A 20,525-nucleotide genomic window follows, 5' to 3' on the forward strand; every position below is an offset into this window, starting at 1 on the left:
AAAAGCTATTTTTATTTATCAATCCTGCGAAATTAATAAAAAGTTTTACATCACACAAAGAATATTATATAATATTTAACACAGTTTTAACATACATTAAACAAGAATTTAATGTTGAAATTATAAAATATATAAGTTGTAGCTATCAAAAAGTAGGGAGAGGTTGCTTCGAGATGGTAATAATAGAAACAAAGGATTTAAATCTGTATTATGGTGAAAACCATGCTCTGAAAAATATAAACATAAAGATAAATGAAAAAGCTATAACTGCATTGATAGGACCATCTGGCTGTGGAAAATCTACTTTCTTGAGAACTTTAAATAGAATGAATGACCTTATTGAAAACGTAAGAATAGCAGGAAATGTATATTTTGAAGGCAAAGATATTTACAAAGAGATTGATGTTATTCAGCTTAGAAAAAAAATTGGAATGGTGTTTCAAAAACCAAATCCATTCCCAATGAGCATATATGACAATGTAGCTTATGGACCAAGAATTCATGGTATTAAAAAGAAAGAAGTACTTGATGAAATTGTAGAAAGTAGCCTTAAAAAAGCCTATCTATGGGATGAAGTAAAAGATAGACTGAAAAAAAGTGCGTTTTCACTCTCAGGAGGGCAACAGCAAAGGCTCTGCATAGCAAGGGTTTTGGCAGTCGAACCTGAAGTGATTTTACTTGATGAGCCAACATCTGCTCTTGACCCAATTTCCACATTAAAAATAGAGGAGCTTTTAGAACAGCTCAAAAAAAATTACACAATAATAATAGTGACACATAATATGCAACAGGCAGCCCGAATCTCTGACTTTACAGGTTTTTTCTTAAATGGAGAGCTTGTAGAGTTTGATAGGACAATAACTATATTTAATACTCCGCGAGATAAAAGAACAGAAGATTATATTACTGGCAGATTTGGATAATTATACATTGAGAGGTGATTTTTTGATATGACAAGACCGACATTTGAAAATGAGCTCAAAGAAATCCATCTTGATATTCTCAAGATGGGAGCTATGGCAGAAGAGGCCATTGACAAGGCAATTTTGGCACTTAAGACAAAAGATGTTGAGCTTGCACAAAGGATAATAGATAACGATGATAAGATTGATGAGCTTACAGAAGAGATAGAGAAAAAATGTGCTATTGTTATTGCTACCCAGCAGCCACTTGCAAGTGATCTGAGACTCATAATAACTGCAATGAGAATTGCAACAGATATTGAGAGGATTGCTGACCATGCAGAGGATATTTCTCAGATAACGCTCAAGCTTGCAAAAGAGGATTATGTAAAACCTTTAATTGACATTCCTAAAATGGCTGAAATTACTCGTTCGATGTTGAAAGATGCGTTAGACTCGTATGTAAATTCTGATATAGAACTTGCAAAATCTGTTGTTCAGCGTGATGATTTGGTTGACACAATGTATCAAAACCTTATTGATGAGCTTGAGCAAATAATGAAAGAAAATTCGGCAGCAGTTTCCCAGTGTATCCAGTTTTTGTTAGTTATTAAATATTTAGAAAGAATCGCAGACCATTCTACCAACATAGCTGAATGGGTTGTGTACAAGATAACAGGAATGCATAAACATGAGTGGGAAGGCAGGGAAGAGGAAGGAAAGTGAAAAGTAAAATAGAGATTGACAGTATGGTAATTGCAAGGACTGCTCTGATTGCAGCGCTATATTTTGTTTTAACTGCGTTTTTCCCAGCTATATCATATGGACCACTGCAGATAAGAATATCAGAGGCACTTGCTCTTCTTCCTGCATTGATGCCAGTATCAGCCACTATAGGTTTGTTTATAGGGTGTTTTTTAGCAAACCTATATGGAATGGCAGTAAGTATAACAGGTGTATATGATGTTATTTTTGGTTCTCTTGCAACACTGGTAGCTGCGCTGCTTACAACCAGATTAAAGAAAAAACCTTTTTTACCTCTGCCCACTATTATAGTAAATGCTGTTGTTGTATCAGCTTATATATGGCAGTATTTTATAAACAGCTTAAAAATTGAATGGTTGAAGAATCTAAATCCAATTATCAGGTATCTTTTTACAGTAGTGTCTATTGGAACGGGAGAGGCAATTGCCACATACTTTTTAGGTCTGCCTTTATTTTTGGCACTTGAAAAACAGCTAAAAGGAAAAAATCTTTTATAAGATTCTAAACGAGTGGAGCCTTGTGTGTAAATAATGGCTCCACTTTTTTGTTGCCTTTTCAGATCTTTTGTAATATAATATAACATGATATCTATTCATCACTTCATTATGATAAAGTAATGAAAGGAAGAATAAAATGAGCAAAAAGTTTGTGCATTACTTTCCTCCAGTGTCTGATACCTTAGAGGAGGTAAGAGAAAAGACTACTTTTTTATTCAAAAAATTTGGGTACAAATTGGTTGAACCTTCGACTTTTGAAGATTACGAAAAGTCAAAAAACTTAAATGGTAGCAACACAATAAAATTTATGGATAGTGATGGAACCATAATTGCCTTAAGAAATGAATTTACTCCAAAGGTTGCAGAGATTGCAGCTAAGTTTCAGACAAAAGTTTATCCTCTCAAACTGTGTTACTTTGGTAAGGCATATCAGTTTCTTCAACAGGAAGCAGGGGATTTGAGAGAATTTTTCCAAGCAGGTATAGAAAATTTCCACACATCTGATAGTTTTTATATAGACCTAGAAGTATTAGCACTTGCAGTAGAAAGTTTGCTGGAACTTGGGGTTAACAACTTTACAATAGATGTTGGAGAAGTAAATTTCTTTAAAGGAATTGCTAAGGACTGTGAAATTGATGAAACATCATCAGAAGTGCTCTGCAAGCTTGTTGACAAAAAGGATTACATAGGTATTGAAAATTTTTTGATTCGAAAAGGTATTTCTCCTAAAGTGATAGACATTTTTAGAAATCTTACAAGACTTTATGGTAGGGAGGATAAAATAAAAGAAGCTAAAAGATTTGCGAATAATGAAATATCTAAAATGGCGATAGAAAGACTAAGTGAAATATATAATAATATGGTAAAACTGGGCTACCAAAATTATATTACCATTGATTTTGGAATGGTTAAACATCTAAACTATTACACAGGTATAATATTTTCTGGTTATATTCAAGAACTTGGCTATCCTATATTAAATGGTGGTAGATATGATAACTTGTGTGAAATATTTGGCACAAAATTATATGCCATTGGATTTGCAATTGGTGCAGACAGAATTTTGGAATGGAAACTGAAAAATACTCAAAGAAATGAAAGACAATACAACAGTCTTGTTTTATATAAGGAAGGACACTTTGAAACGGCGCTAAAATTGCTTCTTAAGACAGATAATGAAAAACAGAAGATTTACTTTTATCCAGTACCAGCAAAAATAGAAGAGGCCTTTCTTATTAGCAAGACTATGAAAGTTGAAGAATTCATGTATGTAGATGAAGAAGGCGTAAAAACATATGTTTTGGAGGATTTAGAATGATTACTATAGCACTGCCAAAGGGGAGATTAGCTCAGCAAACAGTTGAACTTTTGAAGAAGGGTTCGCTTGTAGATATTGATTTGTCTGATGAAAGTAGAAAATTAGTGATTGAAGATGTTAAAAATTCTTTACGTTTTCTCATGGTAAAACCTTTTGATGTACCCACTTATGTGGAATATGGGGTTGCAGATATTGGAGTTGTGGGTAAAGATGTCCTGCTTGAGATGAACAAAAGGGTGTACGAACTTTTAGATTTAAATATTGGAAAATGTTTTATTGCCTTAGCAGGTCCTAAAGGAATGGGTAAAGCTCTTTTGGAAAAGCATGATAAGATAATTGCAACTAAATTTCCAAACATTGCAAAAGAATATTTTGGAAATGTTAGGGGTGAAGATGTGAAGATAATAAAACTCAATGGTTCAGTAGAGCTTGCTCCAATTTTAGGTCTTTCAGATATGATAGTCGACATTGTAGAAAGTGGTAGGACTTTAAAAGAAAATGGGCTTGAAGTGTATGAAAAGTTATACGATATAAGTGCTCGACTTATTGCAAACAGAGCAAGTTTGAAATTAAAGACGCAGATAGAGGATATTATAAATCGTTTAGAGAGGATGATTGAAGAGTGAGAATATTAAATAGCAAAAAGCAGATTGAAAACTATGTCGAAATGGGTCTAATTAGAAAATGGGAAAACGAGGAAGAGATTGAAAAGAAGGTTCGCAAAATAATTTCTGATGTGAAAGAAAAAAAGGATGAGGCTGTACTCTACTATACACGACTTTTTGATTGTAATAATATTTGCTTAGATGAACTGCAAGTGCCTCAAGAAGAAATTGAAAGAGCATATTTTGAATGTGAAAGAGAGGATAAGGATTTCATAGATGCTTTGAACACTGCGTATAAGAATATCTATGAGTATCACATGAGACAAAAAGAGGAAAGCTGGTTTTATATAAAAAATGGGTCGCTACTTGGTCAGATCATAAAGCCTCTTGAAAAGGTAGGGATTTATGTTCCAGGAGGGAAAGGTGCGTACCCTTCAACAGTTTTGATGAATTCAGTTCCTGCAAAAGTTGCAGGCGTTGAAAAAGTAATAATGGTAACTCCACCTGACAAGAACAAGAGTATCAGCAAATACACTTTGGCAGCAGCAAAAATTTGTGGAATTGATAAGATTTACAAAGTAGGAGGAGCTCAAGCAATTGCAGCACTTGCGTTTGGGACACAGATTATACCCAAGGTAGATAAGATTGTAGGACCAGGAAATATCTATGTAGCAACTGCTAAAAAATTGTTGTTTGGATATGTAGATATTGACTCAGTAGCAGGACCAAGTGAAGTCATGGTTATTGCAGATGAGTCTGCAAATCCGAAATACATTGCTGCAGATTTACTGTCCCAGGCGGAACATGATCCAATGGCAAGGTGTATTTTAGTGACAACATCTTTGCAGGTGGCTCAAGAGGTTTCTAAGAATGTTGAGAAGATGCTTGCAAGATTTGAAAACTCAGTTGCTTTTGAATCTATTGAAAAAAACGGTGTGATAATAGTTGTTGACCATCTTTTTGAGGCTGCTGAAATTGCGAATATTATTGCACCTGAACATTTGGAGATTTGTTGCAATGATACAGAGAAAGTTTTATTTAAAATTAAAAACGCTGGTGCAATTTTTATAGGTGAATATTCCCCTGAGCCTATTGGCGATTATATTGCAGGACCGAATCACGTATTGCCAACATCTGGTACAGCAAGTTTCTTTTCTCCCCTCGGGGTTTATGATTTTGTCAAGAGAATGAGTTTAATAAAGTATTCAAAAGAGCAGTTTTTGATTGATGCACCGCACGCAATTAACATAGCGCAAAAAGAAGGTTTTCTCTTTCATGCAAATTCGTTGAAGGTGAGGTTAGAAAATGTTTAAAAAAAGATTAGAAAATTTTTCTAACTATACAACGCCCCAAATAGAATGTTTGGTGAAAGCAGATGCTAACGAAAATCTTCTTGAAATTCCTGAAGGGTTAAAGGATATAATTTTGGATAATTTAAAAAATAGCATATCCAATTTGTGTTTTTATCCAGAAATTGATTCTCAACCTCTCAAAGATGCTTTAGCAAGGTTTTACAGTTTGAAAAGTGAAAATTTTATTGTGGGGAATGGATCAGATCAGATAATTCATCTTATTATTCAAGCATGCTGTGAAGAGAATGACCTTGTATTTTTTATATATCCGTCGTTTACGATGTATAAAATAACTGCTGAACTTTTTGGCGTGGGATATTGTTTTTTTGATATTACTTCGCAATGGGAAATTGATATTGAAAAGATAATTTCCGAAATAAGCGCAAATGAAAGAATAAAAGTAATATTTATTGATACTCCAAATAATCCAACCGGGATTGTATGGAGCACTGAAAATTTAAAGGCTGTTGTAGAAGCATTTCCTTCAAAGCTTGTGGTAATTGACAATGCCTACGGTGAGTACAGCGATATTGACTATATAGAGTTTGCAAGAAGATACAATAACACAATAATTCTTAAAACCTTTTCTAAAATAGGTTTTGCGGGTATAAGATGTGGCTATGGCATTGCAAATGAAAGTATTATAAAAAACCTTCACAAAGTGAAACCGCCCTATAATGTCAATGTATTAACACAGCACATCGCTATCAAGGTTCTTGAAAATTTCGAGAAGCTAAAAAATAACATCCAGCTCATAAAAGATGAAAGAGATAAGATGATACAAAAACTTAAAGAATACTACTTTGTTATTCGATCTGAAGCAAACTTTGTAACAGTTGTAGATGAGTATGCCGACAAAATATTTGAATATCTTGTTGCAAACAAAATTCTTGTAAAAAAATTCGAGGTAGGGAACAAAAAACTTTTAAGAATTACATTGGGCAAGCCTCAAGATAATGATATAATAATAGAAAATCTCATTCGATTTAAAAAGGAGAACGCAAAAGATGGGTCAAAGAGTTGCTGAAGTTCAGAGAAAGACCAAAGAGACAGATATTAAGCTAATTCTCAATATTGATGGAAATGGTGATTACAAAATCTCAACAGGCATAGGTTTTTTTGACCACATGCTTCAGCTATTTTCTCATCACGGGAAATTTGACATTCACCTTGAAGCGAAGGGTGATATATACATTGACGACCATCACACCATAGAAGATGTTGGAATAGTTTTAGGTCAGGCTTTTTTAAAAGCTTTGTCAGATAAAAGAGGTATAAAAAGATATGCACATGTTATTCTTCCCATGGATGAAGCACTTGTAATGGTGGCAGTGGATATCTCAGGAAGGCCTTATTTGGCGTTTGATGTAGATTTTAAGCTACCAAAGCTTGGGGATATGACTTCTCAGATGGTTGTAGAGTTTTTCAAAGCTTTTGTTTGGTCTTCTAAAACTACGGTTCATATAAAAAAACTTGCTGGTGAGAATGACCATCACATTTGCGAAGCCATTTTTAAAGCTGTCGGAAGAGCCTTAAAAGAAGCTTGTACAATAATCGATGATAGAATTCCATCCTCAAAAGGAGTGCTATGAGTAGTGAAAAAGATATATATTGTGGACTATGGTATGGGAAACTTGAGAAGTGTACAAAAAGCATTTGAATACATAGGCTTTGAAGCTTTTGTTACGTCAAGCAAAGACGAAATTGAAAAAGCTGAAGCGATTGTTCTGCCAGGGGTAGGAGCATTTGATGTTGCTATTTTAAATCTTGAGAGATTTGGGCTTGTTAATGTTTTGAAAAAGAAAATAAAAGAGTCTGTATTTTTAGGTATATGCTTAGGTTATCAGCTCTTGTATGAATTTAGCGAAGAAGGTAGTTGTGAGGGTTTAAGAATTTTCAAGGGAGAGGTCAAAAAGTTTCCTCAAAAAGAGAACATCAAAATCCCCCACATGGGATGGAACAGGATAAAAGTTAAAGGAAATTCAAAGCTTTTAAAGGGTGTGGATAACCAGTTTGTGTATTTTGTTCATTCGTACTATGTGGAAAATAAAGATAAATCGATAGTATCTTCTGTTTGTGAGCATGGTATTGAGTTTGACTCTTCAATAGAAAGTGGCAATATATTTGCTACTCAGTTTCATCCTGAAAAAAGTGGGGAAGTAGGACTACAAATACTTAAGAACTTTGGAGGTTTGTTATGATTGTTATACCTGCAATAGACCTTATAGATGGAAAGTGCGTAAGACTTACTCAGGGAGATTATAGCCAGGTTCAACTGTTCAATTCAGACCCAATTGAGCAGGCAAAACTTTTTGAAAAAAGTGGTGCTAAACACCTCCATGTTGTTGATTTGGATGGGGCAAAAGTTGGAAGACCAGTGAATTTTGAAATTATTAGAAATATAAAAAGAACCACATGTTTGACAGTTGAATGTGGTGGGGGCATTAGAGACAAGGCTACAGTTGAGCTCTATATATCTTTAGGAGTTGACTATATCATTTTAGGTTCTGTGATCTTTAAAAATCCTGATTTTGTAAATGAAGCTATGAAGGTGTTTGGTAAAGAAAAATTTATTGCTTCTCTTGATTTTAAAGATGGTTTTGTAAAACTTTCCGGGTGGCAGGAAACAACAAAGATTTCTATTGAAGAAGGAATTTTTAAGATAAAAGATCTGGGGTTTGAAAGACTTATTTACACAGATATAACAACTGATGGAATGCTAAAAGGGCATAACTTTGAAGCTGCAAAATATATTCGGAAACTTTTTGATGGTTTTTTGACAGCATCAGGTGGGATTTCATCAAGAGAGGATATTATAAGACTTAAAAGTATAGGGATTGATGCAGCAATTGTAGGAAAGGCTCTTTATACAGGTCAGCTCAAGTTAGAGGAGATAATTAATATACTATAAAATTTCAAAAAGGAGAAGGAGAAAAGTGGTTGCAAAGAGGATAATTCCCTGTCTTGATGTCAACAGAGGAAGGGTTGTTAAAGGTATAAACTTTATTAACCTTGTTGATGCTGGTGATCCTGTCGAGAGTGCTCAAAAGTATAATCAGCTCGGTGCTGATGAGCTTGTGTTTTTGGATATTACAGCTTCACATGAAGAGAGAAATATAATAATAGAAGTTGTAAAAAATGTAGCTGAGAATATTTTTATTCCTTTTACAGTAGGTGGTGGTATAAGAAATTTAGATGACATTAGAAATTTGCTTTTGGCTGGAGCTGATAAGGTTTCGATTAACTCTGCTGCAGTTAAAAACCCCGACCTTGTAAATGAAGCTGCAAAGGTTTTTGGTTCACAGTGTATTGTGGTGGCAATTGATGCAAAAAAGCATAGTGATGGGTTTCATGTGTATATAAACGGTGGAAGGATAGACACAGGACTTGACGCTGTAAAATGGGCAAAAGAAGTTGAAATGAGAGGGGCAGGAGAGATACTACTTACTTCGATGGACAGAGACGGTACAAAAGCTGGATATGATTTAGAGCTTTTAGAGGCTATATGTAGTAGCGTAAACATTCCTGTCATTGCCTCGGGTGGAGCAGGTAGGCCAGAGCATTTTTTGGAGGGTTTCAAGGCTGGAGCAGAAGCTGCTTTGGCTGCTTCTATATTTCATTTTGGAGAGATTTTAATTGGAGATTTAAAAAGTTACTTAAAAAATCACGGCATTGAGGTGAGGATATAAAATGATAGATATTTCAGCTTTGAAGTTTGACCAAAATGGACTTCTGCCTGTTGTTGTACAGGATAGCTTAACAGGCCAAGTACTTATGCTGGCGTACATGAACAAGGAAGCTTTAGAGCTTACCATTCAGACAGGGTATATGCACTATTTTAGCCGAAGCAGAAACAAGATATGGAGAAAAGGGGAGACTTCAGGCAATGTCCAAAAATTGAAAAGTTTATTTTTAGACTGTGACGGTGATACCTTGCTTGCCATTGTTGAACAAACAGGGGCTGCATGTCATACTGGCAACAAAGCATGTTTTTTCACCGCATTGGAAGGTGATAAAAAAAAGGTTACAACTGACATTATTTTTGAACTGATGAAAACAATTAATGATAGAAAGCAAAATAAAGTGGAAGGTTCGTATACCTGTTACTTATTTGAAAAGGGGCTTGATAAGATACTTAAAAAGATTGGCGAGGAGGCAACAGAGGTAGTAATTGGAGCAAAGAATGGTCAAAAAGAAGAAATAATCTATGAGGTATCTGATTTAGTGTACCACTTGAGTGTTTTACTGGCGTATTTTGATCTTGACTGGACAGATATTTTTAAAAGCTTAGAGGAGAGAAGTAAATAAAGCTTTTTAGCATTTTCCATTGTTTAAAATTTGAAAAATATTGTATAATATAAATGTTGAAGATTTTTACTATTTCTTAAAGAGGAGGGGTTTAAAAATGCAAAGATTTGCAGTAGTTATGGCAGGTGGTGGTGGTACAAGGTTCTGGCCTTTGTCGCGAAGCTCGTCGCCAAAGCAATTTTTAAACCTCTCTGGAAATGACATTTTGATAAATGAAACAATTGATAGGATATCAAAGGTCATCCCTAAAAAAAATATCTTTATTGTTACAAATATAAACCAAAAAGAGATGATAGAAAAGGTTCTTGATGAAGAGATAGATAGGAACAACATCATTTATGAACCAATTGGAAGAAACACTGCAGCTTGTATTTTATATGCTGCACTTAAAATTAAAAAAATACATGAAGATGGAATAATGTGTGTATTTCCATCTGACCACTATATAAAAGATAACGAGGGATTTGCTGAAGTAATAAATACCTGCATTGAAATTGCTGAAAAGCATGACAAGCTCATAACAATTGGAATAAACCCCACTTTTCCTTCGACTGGCTACGGTTATATAAAATTTGACAGAGATTCCAGTGATAAATATGAGAAAAAAGCTTATGAGGTTTTGGAATTTGTCGAAAAGCCATCCTTTGACAAGGCAAAAGCATATATTAAAAGTGGTAACTATCTATGGAACAGTGGTATGTTCGTATGGAAGATAGACACAATTATTCAAAACTTCAATAGGTTCCTGCCCAGAATCTACAATAGGTTTTATTCTATATATGAGTATCTTTGGACAGACCAAGAGTTTGAGAAAATAGGAGAGATATATCCTTCTCTTCAAGATATATCTATTGATTATGGAATAATGGAAAGAGCTGACGAGGTGGTAGTTGTACCTGGTGATTTTGGCTGGAACGACGTGGGGTCATGGGATTCGCTTGGTGCAATATTTCCGCCAGATGATGATGGTAACATTGTGAAAGCTTTGCATGTTGGGATTGATACACGTGACTGTATAATTTATGGTAACAATCGGCTTATCGCCACAATCAATGTGTCTGATGTAATTATTGCTGAGACAGAAGATGCAGTTCTTGTTTGTTCAAAAAACAGGGCTCAGGATGTCAAAAAGATTGTTGAAATTCTCAAAGAAAGAAAACTAGACAAGTTTATATAATTTTCTTAATAGCATAATCATTATTTTTTAAGAAGGGCGGTCTTATATGTCTGACAGTGCCAAAGAAATTACCAAAGCTACTTTTTTTGTTATCGTTGCTACTATACTATCAAAATTGTTTGGATTTTTGCGTGAAGTTGTTTTAGGTGCTTTCTATGGAACAAGTTATAAATTGGACTCTTTAATTGCAGCCCAGCTGTTGCCGGGCGTTTTTTTTGCAAGTATTTTAGCTTCATTTTCTACTACATTTATCCCCATATACAATGAGATATTAGTAAAAGAAAGCAGAGAAACAGCCAATAGATTCGCCAGTAAGTCACTTTTTATCATTGTAATAGCTGCGCTTAGTGTAGCAGTAATAGGTTCTTTTTTTTCTCCTTTAATTGTTAACATAATCTTTAAGGGATTTGATGAGTCTGCAAAAAATTTAACTTGGCAGCTAATGAGAATTACATTTTTTTATATAATCTTTCTAGGAGCAAACTATATCTTGCAAGGATTTCTTCAGTCTAATGAAAATTTTGTAGTCCCTGTACTTGTAGGACTACCATTCAATGCAATTATCATCTTTTCAGCTTTTTTAAAGAAAGAATTTGATATCTATGGTGTTGCTGTTGCGTTTGTACTTGGATACCTTTCAATGGTGTTGTTTCAAATACCTTTTGCAATCAAAAAGGGTTTTAAATTTAAATTAGATATTAATTTACGCGACCCTTATATTATCAAACTTTTTAAACTTGTTCTGCCTGTATTTATTGGTTCATCTGTTATGTCGCTTAATTCTTTTGTTGACAGGTATTTGGCATCATTTTTACCGGAGGGAAGTATTTCAGCTTTGAATTTTGCAGATAAACTAAATGGAGTAGTTTATAGTATATTTAGTGGTTCAATCTCTGCTGTAATTTATCCGTATTTATCACGATTTTTTTCAACTGAAAAAAAAGAAGACTTTAAAAAATATTTGGTACTTTCCATAAATTCTCTCATATTGATAATGGTGCCGATTACAACTATGGTTTTGGTATTATCACACGAGATTGTCCAGTTTGTATATGAAAGAGGTGCATTTGATAGCCGTTCGACTTATCTGACAAGTAGCGCTCTTATATTTTTTTCCTTGGGGTATTTGGGGTATGCAATAAGAGAAATCCTTAGCAGAACTTTTTATTCAATACAGGATACAATTACACCAATGAAAAATGGTATTTTAGCTGTAGCCATTAATATAGTTTTAAATATCATTCTTGTCAAATATCTAAAACACAAAGGCTTAGCACTTGGTACCAGCATTGTTGCGTATGTGTCAGTATTTTTACTTATGCGTAGTTTGTTTAAAAAGATAGGCAAGATTGATCTGAAAAGCACAATAATAGTCTTTATTAAAGCATTATTTGCTTCTTTTGTAATGGTTATAAGTATTGCTTTAGCAAAAAATCTGATACACATAAAAACGCCTGTTGCATTTATAACTAAGGTAATTAATCTTACATTCTGGGGATTTGCCGGTGTAATTTCATATGGTACAGTAATATATTTTTTAAAAATAAAAGAAGCTCAATGGATTTTGGAAAACTCACTAAAAGTTCTTAAAAAGATTAGAGGATTAGCTGCAAAATAATAACATCCAAAAACCTACCAAATTTATAACCAACTTTGGTGAGCTTTCCGACTTCTACAAATCCAAATGATTTGTGTAAATGCAAACTTATATGGTTTTCAGCGCACACTTTTGCAATTATGTTGACAGCCCCTGTATCTTTAGCTCTTTCTATTAAAAATTTTAAAATCTGTTTGCCAATTCCTCTGCCTCTGTGCAATGGATGTGTGTATATGCTGTCTTCAACTGTGATTGAATAAGCTTCTTTTTCTGAAAATGAGGAGAGATAACCGTAACCCAATATAGTAGAATTTTCTTCTGCTACATAAATAGGATATTTGTTGCCGTGGCTGTCGAACAATTTCAAAAAATCTTCTGAAGTCTTGGGATGAATATCGAATGTGGATGTTGAATTTAAAACTTCATAGTTGTAGATATAAAGCAGGTCTGGGATATCAGAAATTGTTGCTTTGCGGATATTCATTTTCCGTTTTGCTCCTTTCTTTAAAAAATTCTAAGGGAGTGAACGAAGATTACTAAAAAAGAAAAAGCCAGCTATGTTATAAAAGAACTTTTAAAAATTTATCCACAACCAAAGTGTACTTTAAATTATAATAAACCATATGAACTTTTAATTGCAACCATTTTGGCAGCACAGAGCACAGACGAGCGTGTTAATAAAGTTACTTCTAAGCTTTTCAAAAAGTATACTACACTTAAAAGCTTTGCAGAAGCAGATCTGGCTGAGCTTGAAAACGATATAAAGTCTGTTGGGTTTTACAAAAATAAAGCAAAAAGTATTAAAGAAACTGCGAGAATTTTGGTTGAGGAATATAACGGTACATTACCAACTACTATAGAAGAACTTGTAAAACTCAAGGGAGTTGGGAGAAAAACCGCAAATGTAATAATGGCAAATATTTATGGAATACCTTCCATAATAGTTGATACTCATTGTAAAAGACTTTCAAATAGACTTGGGCTTGTAAATAGTAACGATGCTACAAAGATAGAGTCTGATTTGAGAAATATTGTTGAACCTCAGATGTATACTGTGTTTAGCAATTTAATGGTCTATCATGGAAGAGCCGTGTGCAGGGCAATAAAACCAAAATGCGATGTGTGTGCTATAAATGATGTTTGTGATTATTTCAAGGCCCGAAAATAGTAGGGCCTATTTTTTTTAGTATTTTTACTGCTAAAGTGGTTAAAAATAAGTAAATAGAAAATACGGTTTCAATCTTTGAAAGGGAGAATCGAAAAAGTGAAGGTAGGAGTTCCAAATAGTTTTTGCTATGCTGGAATGGAAAACTTTTTTATAAGAGTTATACCAGAAGTCTTAGAAGATTCTCAAATAATCTTTTCAGGCAAGACAACAAAAGAAATGGTAGAATATGGACTTAAAAATAGCTGTGATGAACTTTGTATCCCTGCCAAAATTTTTATTGGACATGTAGAGTATCTTATAAGAAAAAAGAACGTAGATGTTTTATTTATACCACGCCTTGTGTCTATTTTACCAGGCACATACTCTTGCCCTAAGATTATTGGTATTCCAGATGTTGTAAAAGCTAATTATTTTGGTATTGAATTTGTAATACCAGAGATAAATTTAAGGAATAATAGAAAAATAAAGTTAATAAATACACAATTATATAATTTTCTAACACCTAAGATAGCAGATACAAAAAATATACTAGTATTGGCTCATAGTTATGTTATATTTGATGAATTTCTAAACAAGGGTGTTTTGGAAACTTTAAAAAACGCAGGTTACAATCCTATTTATCCGACATGCTATTATCTTGATTCTTATTATATCTTTTCTGATTTGCCAAAAGAATTATTCTGGTCCTCTGCAAGGGATATCTATTATTATTTTGAATGGACGGTAAATAATACACAAGTTGATGGTGTTGTATACCTTATGACATTTGGATGCGGAATTGACTCTATATTACAGGAACTGATTATGAGAAGATGCAATAAAATGGGACTGCCGTATCTTTGTTTAACTGTGGATGAACACTGCGCTGATGTGGGGATACAAACAAGAATAGAAGCGTATTTAGATATGATTGAATGGAGGAGCAGCAGAGATGAGAAAAATTACCTTCCCGCACATGGGTAATCTTTTTCTTATTGCAAAAGCACTTTTTGAAGAACTTGGATTTGAAGTAGTAGTTCCTCCATATAACAACAAAAGCACTCTTGAAATTGGGAAAAAACTTTCACCAGAATTTATTTGCCTACCTTTTAAATTGAATATGGGGAATTTTATCCAAGCAATAGAAATGGGCGCAGACACTATTGTAATTTTTGGTGGCTGTGGGCCATGTAGATTTGGATACTATGGTGCACTTGAAAAGGAGATTCTAAAAGATTTGGGCTATGATGTCGAAATAATAGTCATCGAACCTCTTTTTTATGGTTTTAGAAATTTTTTGAAGCAGGTGAGCAAGATATTTGCAAGAAAAAATGTAGCCAGTATATTAAAGAGAGTGTATAGGTTAGCCAAAAAAGTAGACGAGATTGAAAAAAAAGTACATTTTTTAAGACCCAGGGAAATGGTTAAGGGAAGCGTAGATAAAATATATGAAAGGTTCAGAAAGGAAGCACTAGAAGTTTGCGGAATTGATCAAATGGAAAGATTAGTTGATACAACGAATGTTTTGTTTGACAACTTGTACATTGTGAATGAGAAGGTTAGAAAGATAGGAATTGTAGGAGAGATATACACCATTATTGATAGTTTTTCAAGCTTGAACATTGAAAAAATACTTGGTGAGATGGGATGTGAGGTTGAACGAAATCTTTATATTTCCCAGTGGATTGATACACATCTGATATACCCAATATTTAAAATGAAAAATCCCATTGTTAAGAGATTTTCTAAAGATGTAATGCCGGTTTTAATTGGAGGCCATGCAAGAGAAACAATTTCCTATGCCAGATATTTTTCAACCCAGAATTATGATGGGATATTGCATATTTTTCCTCTCACATGTATGCCTGAGATAATAGCAAAATCAGTTTTAAATGGTATAAAAAATCGAATAAATATTCCACTACTGCACATTGTAATAGATGAAGTTGACAGCGATGTAGGAATTAAAACACGTTTGGAAGCATTTTTAGACTTAATTGAGGCAAGGAGTGAGAAATTTGAAAGAGGAGTTCTTTCTTGGGATTGATATAGGTTCTGTTAGTACAAATGTAGTCTTGATTGATATAAATGGTGAAGTAATTGAAAGCATGTATTTCAGAACCCAAGGAAAACCTATTGAAATCTTACAAAAGTCACTTTGTACATTGTACGAAAAGTATGGAGATAGCTTGAAAATAAAAGGAGTTGGAACTACAGGGTCAGGAAGACATTTAGCATCGCTGGTAGTAGGAGCAGACATTGTAAAAAATGAAATAACTGCTCATGCAAAAGCTGCAATATTTTTTGTACCTGATGTAAGGACTGTAATTGAAATAGGAGGTCAAGATTCAAAAATAATATTGATAAAAGATAAAATTGTGATTGATTTTGCTATGAATACAATCTGCGCTGCAGGAACGGGTTCTTTTTTGGATAGACAAGCAGAAAGGCTTAATATTCCAATAGAGAATTTTGGGCCAATTGCAATAAACTCAAAAAATCCCGTGAGAATAGCGGGTAGGTGCGCTGTATTTGCTGAGTCAGACATGATTCATAAACAGCAGCTTGGACATCCTTGTGAAGATATTCTTTTTGGATTATGTTTAGCTTTGGCAAGAAACTATCTTACTAATTTAGCAAAAGGTAAAAAATTAGAAAGTCCAATCTTGTTTCAAGGTGGTGTTGCAGCAAATATTGCAATGAAAAAAGCATTCGAACAGCTTCTTGGAGTTCAAATTATAGTACCAAAATACTACAATGTTATGGGGGCAATAGGCATTGCCCTGCTGGCAAAAGAGAGCACAAAAGGTCTTATCACTAAATTCAAAGGTTTTGAGAACCTTCACAAATGTAGGTTTGAGACAAAAGGATTTGAGTGCCATGACTGCTCGAATTTTTGTGAGATTGTTTGTTTTTATAGTAATGGTAATTTAGTAGCGAGGTGGGGTGATAAATGCCAGAAATACTCATCTAACAGGAATCATCATATTGAAAACTCTAAGAATCTGTGATATATTTAAATTAGATAATAACAGAACAAGAATGTAGCAGGAACTCTGCCGTGTGCGTTACAAGATGGTGAAGTTCCAGGCCAACACCATCAAAAAAGGGAATCCGGAGTCCAATAGTGGCGCATAGGCTTCCCACCCAAGTTTGTACTTGGGTGATAAACAGGAAGTAATGCAAAGCTATTGGCAGGATACCCACCTGCTGAGGCAGGGTCTGGGAAACTCCCTGAGGACGGCATGGTGGAGTTCCTGACATGAAAGAAGAAAGACCCCAAAAAGGAAAGAGGGTCTTTTATTTTTTAATTACGTCAGAAAGGAGAGGATAAGAATATTGATAGGTCCAGCGGATATTTTCCAAAGAACTATGATGTTGATTGGAGAAGATAAGGTTGAAAAACTATCAAAGGCAAAGGTAGCAGTGTGTGGACTTGGTGGAGTTGGTAGTTTTGCATTTGAATCTCTTGTTCGTTGTGGTGTTGGAAATTTTGTTATTATTGATAAAGATAAAGTTGTTCTTTCTAACTTGAATCGCCAATTAATTGCAACTATATCAAATATAGGTAGATTAAAGGTGGATATTGCACGTGAAAGGGCATTTGATATAAACCCTTTTGTAAAGGTAGAGATAATACCTGAAAAAATAACATCTGAAAATATCTTTAATATACTCAATAATAAGAATTTAGATTATATAGTAGATGCAATAGATGATATTGGAGCAAAAATTGCACTTATTAAATTTGCTTCAAAAGAACACATAAAAATAATAAGCTGTATGGGTATGGGTAACAGAATAAATCCTTTGCTTATAAAGGTTTCTGATATATATTCTACACGTTATTGTCCGCTTGCTAAAAAACTTAGAAGTATTCTGAGAAAAGAAAATATTAAGAGTTTAAAAGTTGTGTATTCTGAAGAAAAACCGTTAAAACCTAACTATGAGTATTTAAAAGAACAGTCAGAAAAGAAGCGAGTTCCAGCAAGTATTTCGTTTGTTCCACCTGTTGCTGGATTTATTATAGCTTATGAGGTGATAAAGGATTTGGTTTTTAGTGATTAATTTTGATATACAAAAATAGTCTTTTTTATGTTAAAATATTCAAAAAAGTGTTAAGAAAATGTGGGGGTTAAAATGAGCAAATACAAATTTGCAAGAACTTTTAGAGGTTTTAAACCAAGCTCTGTGATAGAGTATTTAAATAATTTGGAGATTACCTACGAAAAAGAAATAAAAGAAAAAAGTGAAAAGATTGAGGCACTTCAGAAGGAAAATGAGGAGTTAAAAAATACTTTAAAAAAACTTGAAGAAGAACTTTCTAAATTAAACGAACAAAAAATAAAAATAGCGGAACTTCTTATAATTGCGCAGGAAAAAGCAGAGAGCATTGTATCAAAAGCAATTGAAGAAGGGGAAAACAAAAAAAGAGCTCTTCTTGTTGAAATTGAGGAGCATGAAAAACTTCTCCAAAATTTAAAAGATGAAATAAAGCGAATAAAAGGAGAACTTCAATCCTTTATTTCTAAATTTGATGAAAAAGTTGTAGAAGATTCTCAAACTGAGTTTCAAAGAGAGGGTAGCATTATGTAAAGAATATGCTACTCTATTTTTTCATATTATTTTAGTCAATTTCATAAATTTACCTTAGAACAAGTTTTGTGGAATGGATAATGATAAGAGTTTTTGACATTACTAAAATTATAAAGCTACTCTTAATCACAATTCTCATTTTTCTCACTATAAATACTATATTTATTTATTCAAAACTAGCTGTGGATGTTATTAATCAGAAAAAACTGTTACCCATCTATTGCGTTGACAGAAATGACAAGAAAATAGCCTTAACATTCGATGCTGCATGGGGCAATGACGATACAAAAGAACTGCTCAGTATACTCAAAAAATACAATGCAAAAGCTACTTTTTTCCTTGTAGGTTTTTGGGTCGAGAAATATCCTGAAGATGTGAAAGATATCTTCAGTCAGGGGCATGAAATAGGAAGCCATTCTGACAAGCATCTTCACATGTCAAGATTGTCTGAATCTGAAATAATCAAAGATATTAAAAGCTGTGAAGAAAAAATTATAAGAATTATTCACAAAAAACCAACTGTTTTTAGACCTCCATATGGCGATTACAATAACACTTTAATAAAAACTCTCTCTTCCTTAGGATATTATGTTATCCAATGGGATGTTGATTCACTTGATTGGAAAGATTTGTCTGCACAAGATATAGCACAGAGAGTATTGAAAAGAGTAAAAAGCGGTTCTATTGTGTTATTCCACAATAATGCAAAAAATACAAAATATGCTCTACCGATAATCTTAAATACACTTACAAAACAAGGATATGAATTTGTGACAGTATCTGAACTAATATACAAAGACGGATATTATATTGATCATCAGGGTGTTCAGAAAAGAATAATAAGGTGACTTAATAATTAAAATAAGAGTGGTCACACTAATATATACAGCAAAAAAGGGTGGGGAGAAAAATAAAATGGTAAAAATAGGTGTATTATATAAGAATCTATTATACAAAGAGATATTTAAAGTTGACTTTGTTGATTTTGCAAAAAAAAAGGGTAAAAAAATATTAGAGATAGATTTAGCGAATGAAAAAAACAACACCGAGAAAATTACAAAATTGCTCACAAGCTTTAATCTTCCATTTGATTATATCATTTTTTATTTTAATTGTCCACAAAATGTTATTAAATATTGTGAATTGGTTGTTGTACTTCAGAATGAGATTTTAGGTGATTGGGACGGCATTTTTGATGAACATCAGAAAATTTTAATCTTCGTAGATAATAGCTTGCCCACAGTATTAAGAAATTCTTATAGCAAGATTGTGGACATAGGTTTTTCCTCTCAAAACACCATAAATATAACTCATCTTGATTATGGCAATGACAATAAGATAAGCCTAAACCTTTTTTTTCAGAGAGCTGTTGAAACAATTGATGGCGATATTATTGCCGATAAAGAAATTAAAGAAAATATGCTCCAAAAAGAAGAAGGAGGTTTGTCTGTTTGTGCAGTTACTGCCACTTTAAAAAGTTTGTGTGGTTTTAATTTAAATGTCTAAAAACTTACTTTGTTGAATAGTATAAAAATAGGCGAATAAAGTACGAAAGGATGAGTGGGTTCTATGGCTAGAAATCCATTAGAAAACAATAGAGTTTACTTATGTGGGAAGGTTTTAAATTCACTTAGTTTTAGTCATGTGAGTTTTAGTGAAAAATTTTTTACATTTAAAATCGAAGTTCCTCGACTTTCTCAGCAAAAAGATATTTTAGTTGTGACAGTTTCTGATAGACTTTTAATTAATGTAAATCTAAAAGAAGGTAGCTTGGTAGAAGTATTAGGACAGTTTAGGTCATACAACAATCCATCAAATGTTGGTAATAAACTTATCTTAACAGTATTTGCAAGGGACATTAAAAATATTGAGAACATTGATCCTTCAAAAAATATCAATGAGATATTCTTAAACGGATATGTATGTAAGAAACCTCAATACCGTACTACACCTTTGGGAAGAGAAATAACAGATATTTTACTTGCGGTAAATAGGTTGTATGGAAAATCAGATTATATACCTTGCATTGCTTGGGGCAGAAATGCTCGTTTTGCAAGCACTTTTCAAGTAGGAGATAATATAAAAATATGGGGAAGAGTACAAAGTAGAGATTATCAAAAGAAATTGGAAGATGGTAGAGTGGAGACAAGAACTGCTTATGAGGTTTCAATATTTAAGCTTGAAAGAGTTGAGAAAGAGGAAAGTGCAACTTAATGATGTGATATAGATATTATCTTTGAAATATGATAAAATCATAAAAG

The 20,525-nt window shown here is 33.4% G+C and carries 24 protein-coding genes and 1 other RNA gene; 24 read left to right on the forward strand and 1 reads right to left on the reverse strand.

The annotated features are described in order from the left end of the window. The first annotated feature begins 173 nt into the window (after positions 1-173). From pstB to murJ, 14 genes are all read left to right on the forward strand, one after another. A complete protein-coding gene (gene pstB, locus CaldiYA01_RS05220; RefSeq protein WP_207182200.1) occupies positions 174-923 on the forward strand; it encodes a phosphate ABC transporter ATP-binding protein PstB in 750 nt (249 codons plus the stop codon). A 27-nt stretch (positions 924-950) separates the two neighbouring features. Continuing rightward, positions 951-1,628 carry a phosphate signaling complex protein PhoU gene (gene phoU, locus CaldiYA01_RS05225; RefSeq protein ID WP_207182202.1) on the forward strand — a complete coding sequence of 226 codons (678 nt, stop codon included), beginning with the start codon at positions 951-953 and terminating at the stop codon, positions 1,626-1,628. Beyond that, complete coding sequence (locus tag CaldiYA01_RS05230; protein WP_207182204.1) at positions 1,625-2,164, forward strand: QueT transporter family protein; 540 nt, start codon at positions 1,625-1,627, stop codon at positions 2,162-2,164. Before phoU ends, CaldiYA01_RS05230 begins: the two co-directional genes overlap by 4 nt. 136 nt (positions 2,165-2,300) lie before the next feature. Next, the gene (locus CaldiYA01_RS05235; RefSeq protein WP_207182206.1) at positions 2,301-3,482 is read left to right on the forward strand and encodes an ATP phosphoribosyltransferase regulatory subunit; all 1,182 of its coding nucleotides are present in this window, start codon (positions 2,301-2,303) and stop codon (positions 3,480-3,482) included. Further along, the gene (gene hisG / locus CaldiYA01_RS05240) at positions 3,479-4,108 is read left to right on the forward strand and encodes an ATP phosphoribosyltransferase (protein ID WP_207182214.1); all 630 of its coding nucleotides are present in this window, start codon (positions 3,479-3,481) and stop codon (positions 4,106-4,108) included. The genes CaldiYA01_RS05235 and hisG overlap by 4 nt, the downstream gene beginning before the upstream one ends. Then, positions 4,105-5,400 (forward strand): histidinol dehydrogenase, encoded by a 1,296-nt coding sequence (hisD, locus tag CaldiYA01_RS05245; protein ID WP_207182216.1) that lies wholly within the window; start codon positions 4,105-4,107, stop codon positions 5,398-5,400. The genes hisG and hisD overlap by 4 nt, the downstream gene beginning before the upstream one ends. After that, a complete protein-coding gene (gene hisC / locus CaldiYA01_RS05250) occupies positions 5,393-6,466 on the forward strand; it encodes a histidinol-phosphate transaminase (RefSeq protein WP_207182218.1) in 1,074 nt (357 codons plus the stop codon). Before hisD ends, hisC begins: the two co-directional genes overlap by 8 nt. Beyond that, positions 6,447-7,031, forward strand: coding sequence for an imidazoleglycerol-phosphate dehydratase HisB (gene hisB / locus CaldiYA01_RS05255; protein WP_207182220.1), 585 nt, complete (start codon positions 6,447-6,449; stop codon positions 7,029-7,031). The genes hisC and hisB overlap by 20 nt, the downstream gene beginning before the upstream one ends. A 3-nt stretch (positions 7,032-7,034) precedes the next feature. Then, positions 7,035-7,640 (forward strand): imidazole glycerol phosphate synthase subunit HisH, encoded by a 606-nt coding sequence (hisH, locus tag CaldiYA01_RS05260; protein ID WP_013412181.1) that lies wholly within the window; start codon positions 7,035-7,037, stop codon positions 7,638-7,640. Next, the gene (gene hisA, locus CaldiYA01_RS05265; protein WP_207182222.1) at positions 7,637-8,350 is read left to right on the forward strand and encodes a 1-(5-phosphoribosyl)-5-[(5-phosphoribosylamino)methylideneamino]imidazole-4-carboxamide isomerase; all 714 of its coding nucleotides are present in this window, start codon (positions 7,637-7,639) and stop codon (positions 8,348-8,350) included. The genes hisH and hisA overlap by 4 nt, the downstream gene beginning before the upstream one ends. Before the next feature lie 25 nt (positions 8,351-8,375). Next, a complete protein-coding gene (hisF, locus tag CaldiYA01_RS05270; RefSeq protein ID WP_207182224.1) occupies positions 8,376-9,128 on the forward strand; it encodes an imidazole glycerol phosphate synthase subunit HisF in 753 nt (250 codons plus the stop codon). 1 nt (position 9,129) lies between these two features. Next, a complete protein-coding gene (hisIE, locus tag CaldiYA01_RS05275; protein WP_207182225.1) occupies positions 9,130-9,747 on the forward strand; it encodes a bifunctional phosphoribosyl-AMP cyclohydrolase/phosphoribosyl-ATP diphosphatase HisIE in 618 nt (205 codons plus the stop codon). 97 nt (positions 9,748-9,844) lie between these two features. After that, positions 9,845-10,924, forward strand: a complete 1,080-nt coding sequence (locus tag CaldiYA01_RS05280; RefSeq protein ID WP_207182227.1) for a mannose-1-phosphate guanylyltransferase — start codon at positions 9,845-9,847, stop codon at positions 10,922-10,924. A gap of 46 nt (positions 10,925-10,970) precedes the next feature. Then, the gene (gene murJ / locus CaldiYA01_RS05285; protein WP_207182229.1) at positions 10,971-12,542 is read left to right on the forward strand and encodes a murein biosynthesis integral membrane protein MurJ; all 1,572 of its coding nucleotides are present in this window, start codon (positions 10,971-10,973) and stop codon (positions 12,540-12,542) included. On the opposite strand, the gene CaldiYA01_RS05290 is transcribed toward murJ, so the two are convergent. Next, entirely contained in the window at positions 12,520-13,005 is a 486-nt protein-coding gene (locus tag CaldiYA01_RS05290; RefSeq protein WP_207182230.1) for a GNAT family N-acetyltransferase, read from the reverse strand. The two genes, murJ and CaldiYA01_RS05290, sit on opposite strands and share 23 nt — an antisense overlap. 48 nt (positions 13,006-13,053) lie before the next feature. Here CaldiYA01_RS05290 and nth point away from each other — a divergent pair, with 48 nt between their 5' ends. The 10 genes from nth (at position 13,054) to CaldiYA01_RS05340 (ending at position 20,478) form a co-directional block, all read left to right on the forward strand. Beyond that, on the forward strand, positions 13,054-13,689 hold the full coding sequence (gene nth, locus CaldiYA01_RS05295; protein ID WP_207182735.1) for an endonuclease III: 636 nt from the start codon (positions 13,054-13,056) through the stop codon (positions 13,687-13,689). Between the two features lie 96 nt (positions 13,690-13,785). Continuing rightward, positions 13,786-14,652, forward strand: a complete 867-nt coding sequence (locus CaldiYA01_RS05300) for an acyl-CoA dehydratase activase-related protein (RefSeq protein WP_207182232.1) — start codon at positions 13,786-13,788, stop codon at positions 14,650-14,652. Next, on the forward strand, positions 14,621-15,715 hold the full coding sequence (locus CaldiYA01_RS05305) for an acyl-CoA dehydratase activase-related protein (RefSeq protein WP_207182234.1): 1,095 nt from the start codon (positions 14,621-14,623) through the stop codon (positions 15,713-15,715). The genes CaldiYA01_RS05300 and CaldiYA01_RS05305 overlap by 32 nt, the downstream gene beginning before the upstream one ends. After that, the gene (locus CaldiYA01_RS05310) at positions 15,687-16,679 is read left to right on the forward strand and encodes an acyl-CoA dehydratase activase (RefSeq protein WP_207182236.1); all 993 of its coding nucleotides are present in this window, start codon (positions 15,687-15,689) and stop codon (positions 16,677-16,679) included. Before CaldiYA01_RS05305 ends, CaldiYA01_RS05310 begins: the two co-directional genes overlap by 29 nt. Before the next feature lie 39 nt (positions 16,680-16,718). Then, positions 16,719-16,927: non-coding RNA, 6S RNA (ssrS, locus tag CaldiYA01_RS05315), on the forward strand. A gap of 80 nt (positions 16,928-17,007) precedes the next feature. Continuing rightward, positions 17,008-17,736 carry a tRNA threonylcarbamoyladenosine dehydratase gene (locus tag CaldiYA01_RS05320; protein ID WP_207182238.1) on the forward strand — a complete coding sequence of 243 codons (729 nt, stop codon included), beginning with the start codon at positions 17,008-17,010 and terminating at the stop codon, positions 17,734-17,736. A gap of 72 nt (positions 17,737-17,808) precedes the next feature. Next, complete coding sequence (locus CaldiYA01_RS05325; protein ID WP_207182240.1) at positions 17,809-18,264, forward strand: DivIVA domain-containing protein; 456 nt, start codon at positions 17,809-17,811, stop codon at positions 18,262-18,264. 80 nt (positions 18,265-18,344) lie between these two features. After that, positions 18,345-19,112: a polysaccharide deacetylase family sporulation protein PdaB gene (gene pdaB / locus CaldiYA01_RS05330; protein WP_207182246.1), complete on the forward strand. Its 768-nt coding sequence runs from the start codon at positions 18,345-18,347 to the stop codon at positions 19,110-19,112. A gap of 67 nt (positions 19,113-19,179) precedes the next feature. Beyond that, entirely contained in the window at positions 19,180-19,770 is a 591-nt protein-coding gene (locus tag CaldiYA01_RS05335; RefSeq protein WP_207182247.1) for a hypothetical protein, read from the forward strand. A gap of 63 nt (positions 19,771-19,833) precedes the next feature. Continuing rightward, the gene (locus tag CaldiYA01_RS05340; protein WP_207182249.1) at positions 19,834-20,478 is read left to right on the forward strand and encodes a single-stranded DNA-binding protein; all 645 of its coding nucleotides are present in this window, start codon (positions 19,834-19,836) and stop codon (positions 20,476-20,478) included. Positions 20,479-20,525: the final 47 nt, after the last annotated feature.

The sequence above is a fragment of the Caldicellulosiruptor diazotrophicus genome, assembly GCF_017347585.1.
Classification (GTDB): domain Bacteria; phylum Bacillota; class Thermoanaerobacteria; order Caldicellulosiruptorales; family Caldicellulosiruptoraceae; genus Caldicellulosiruptor; species Caldicellulosiruptor diazotrophicus.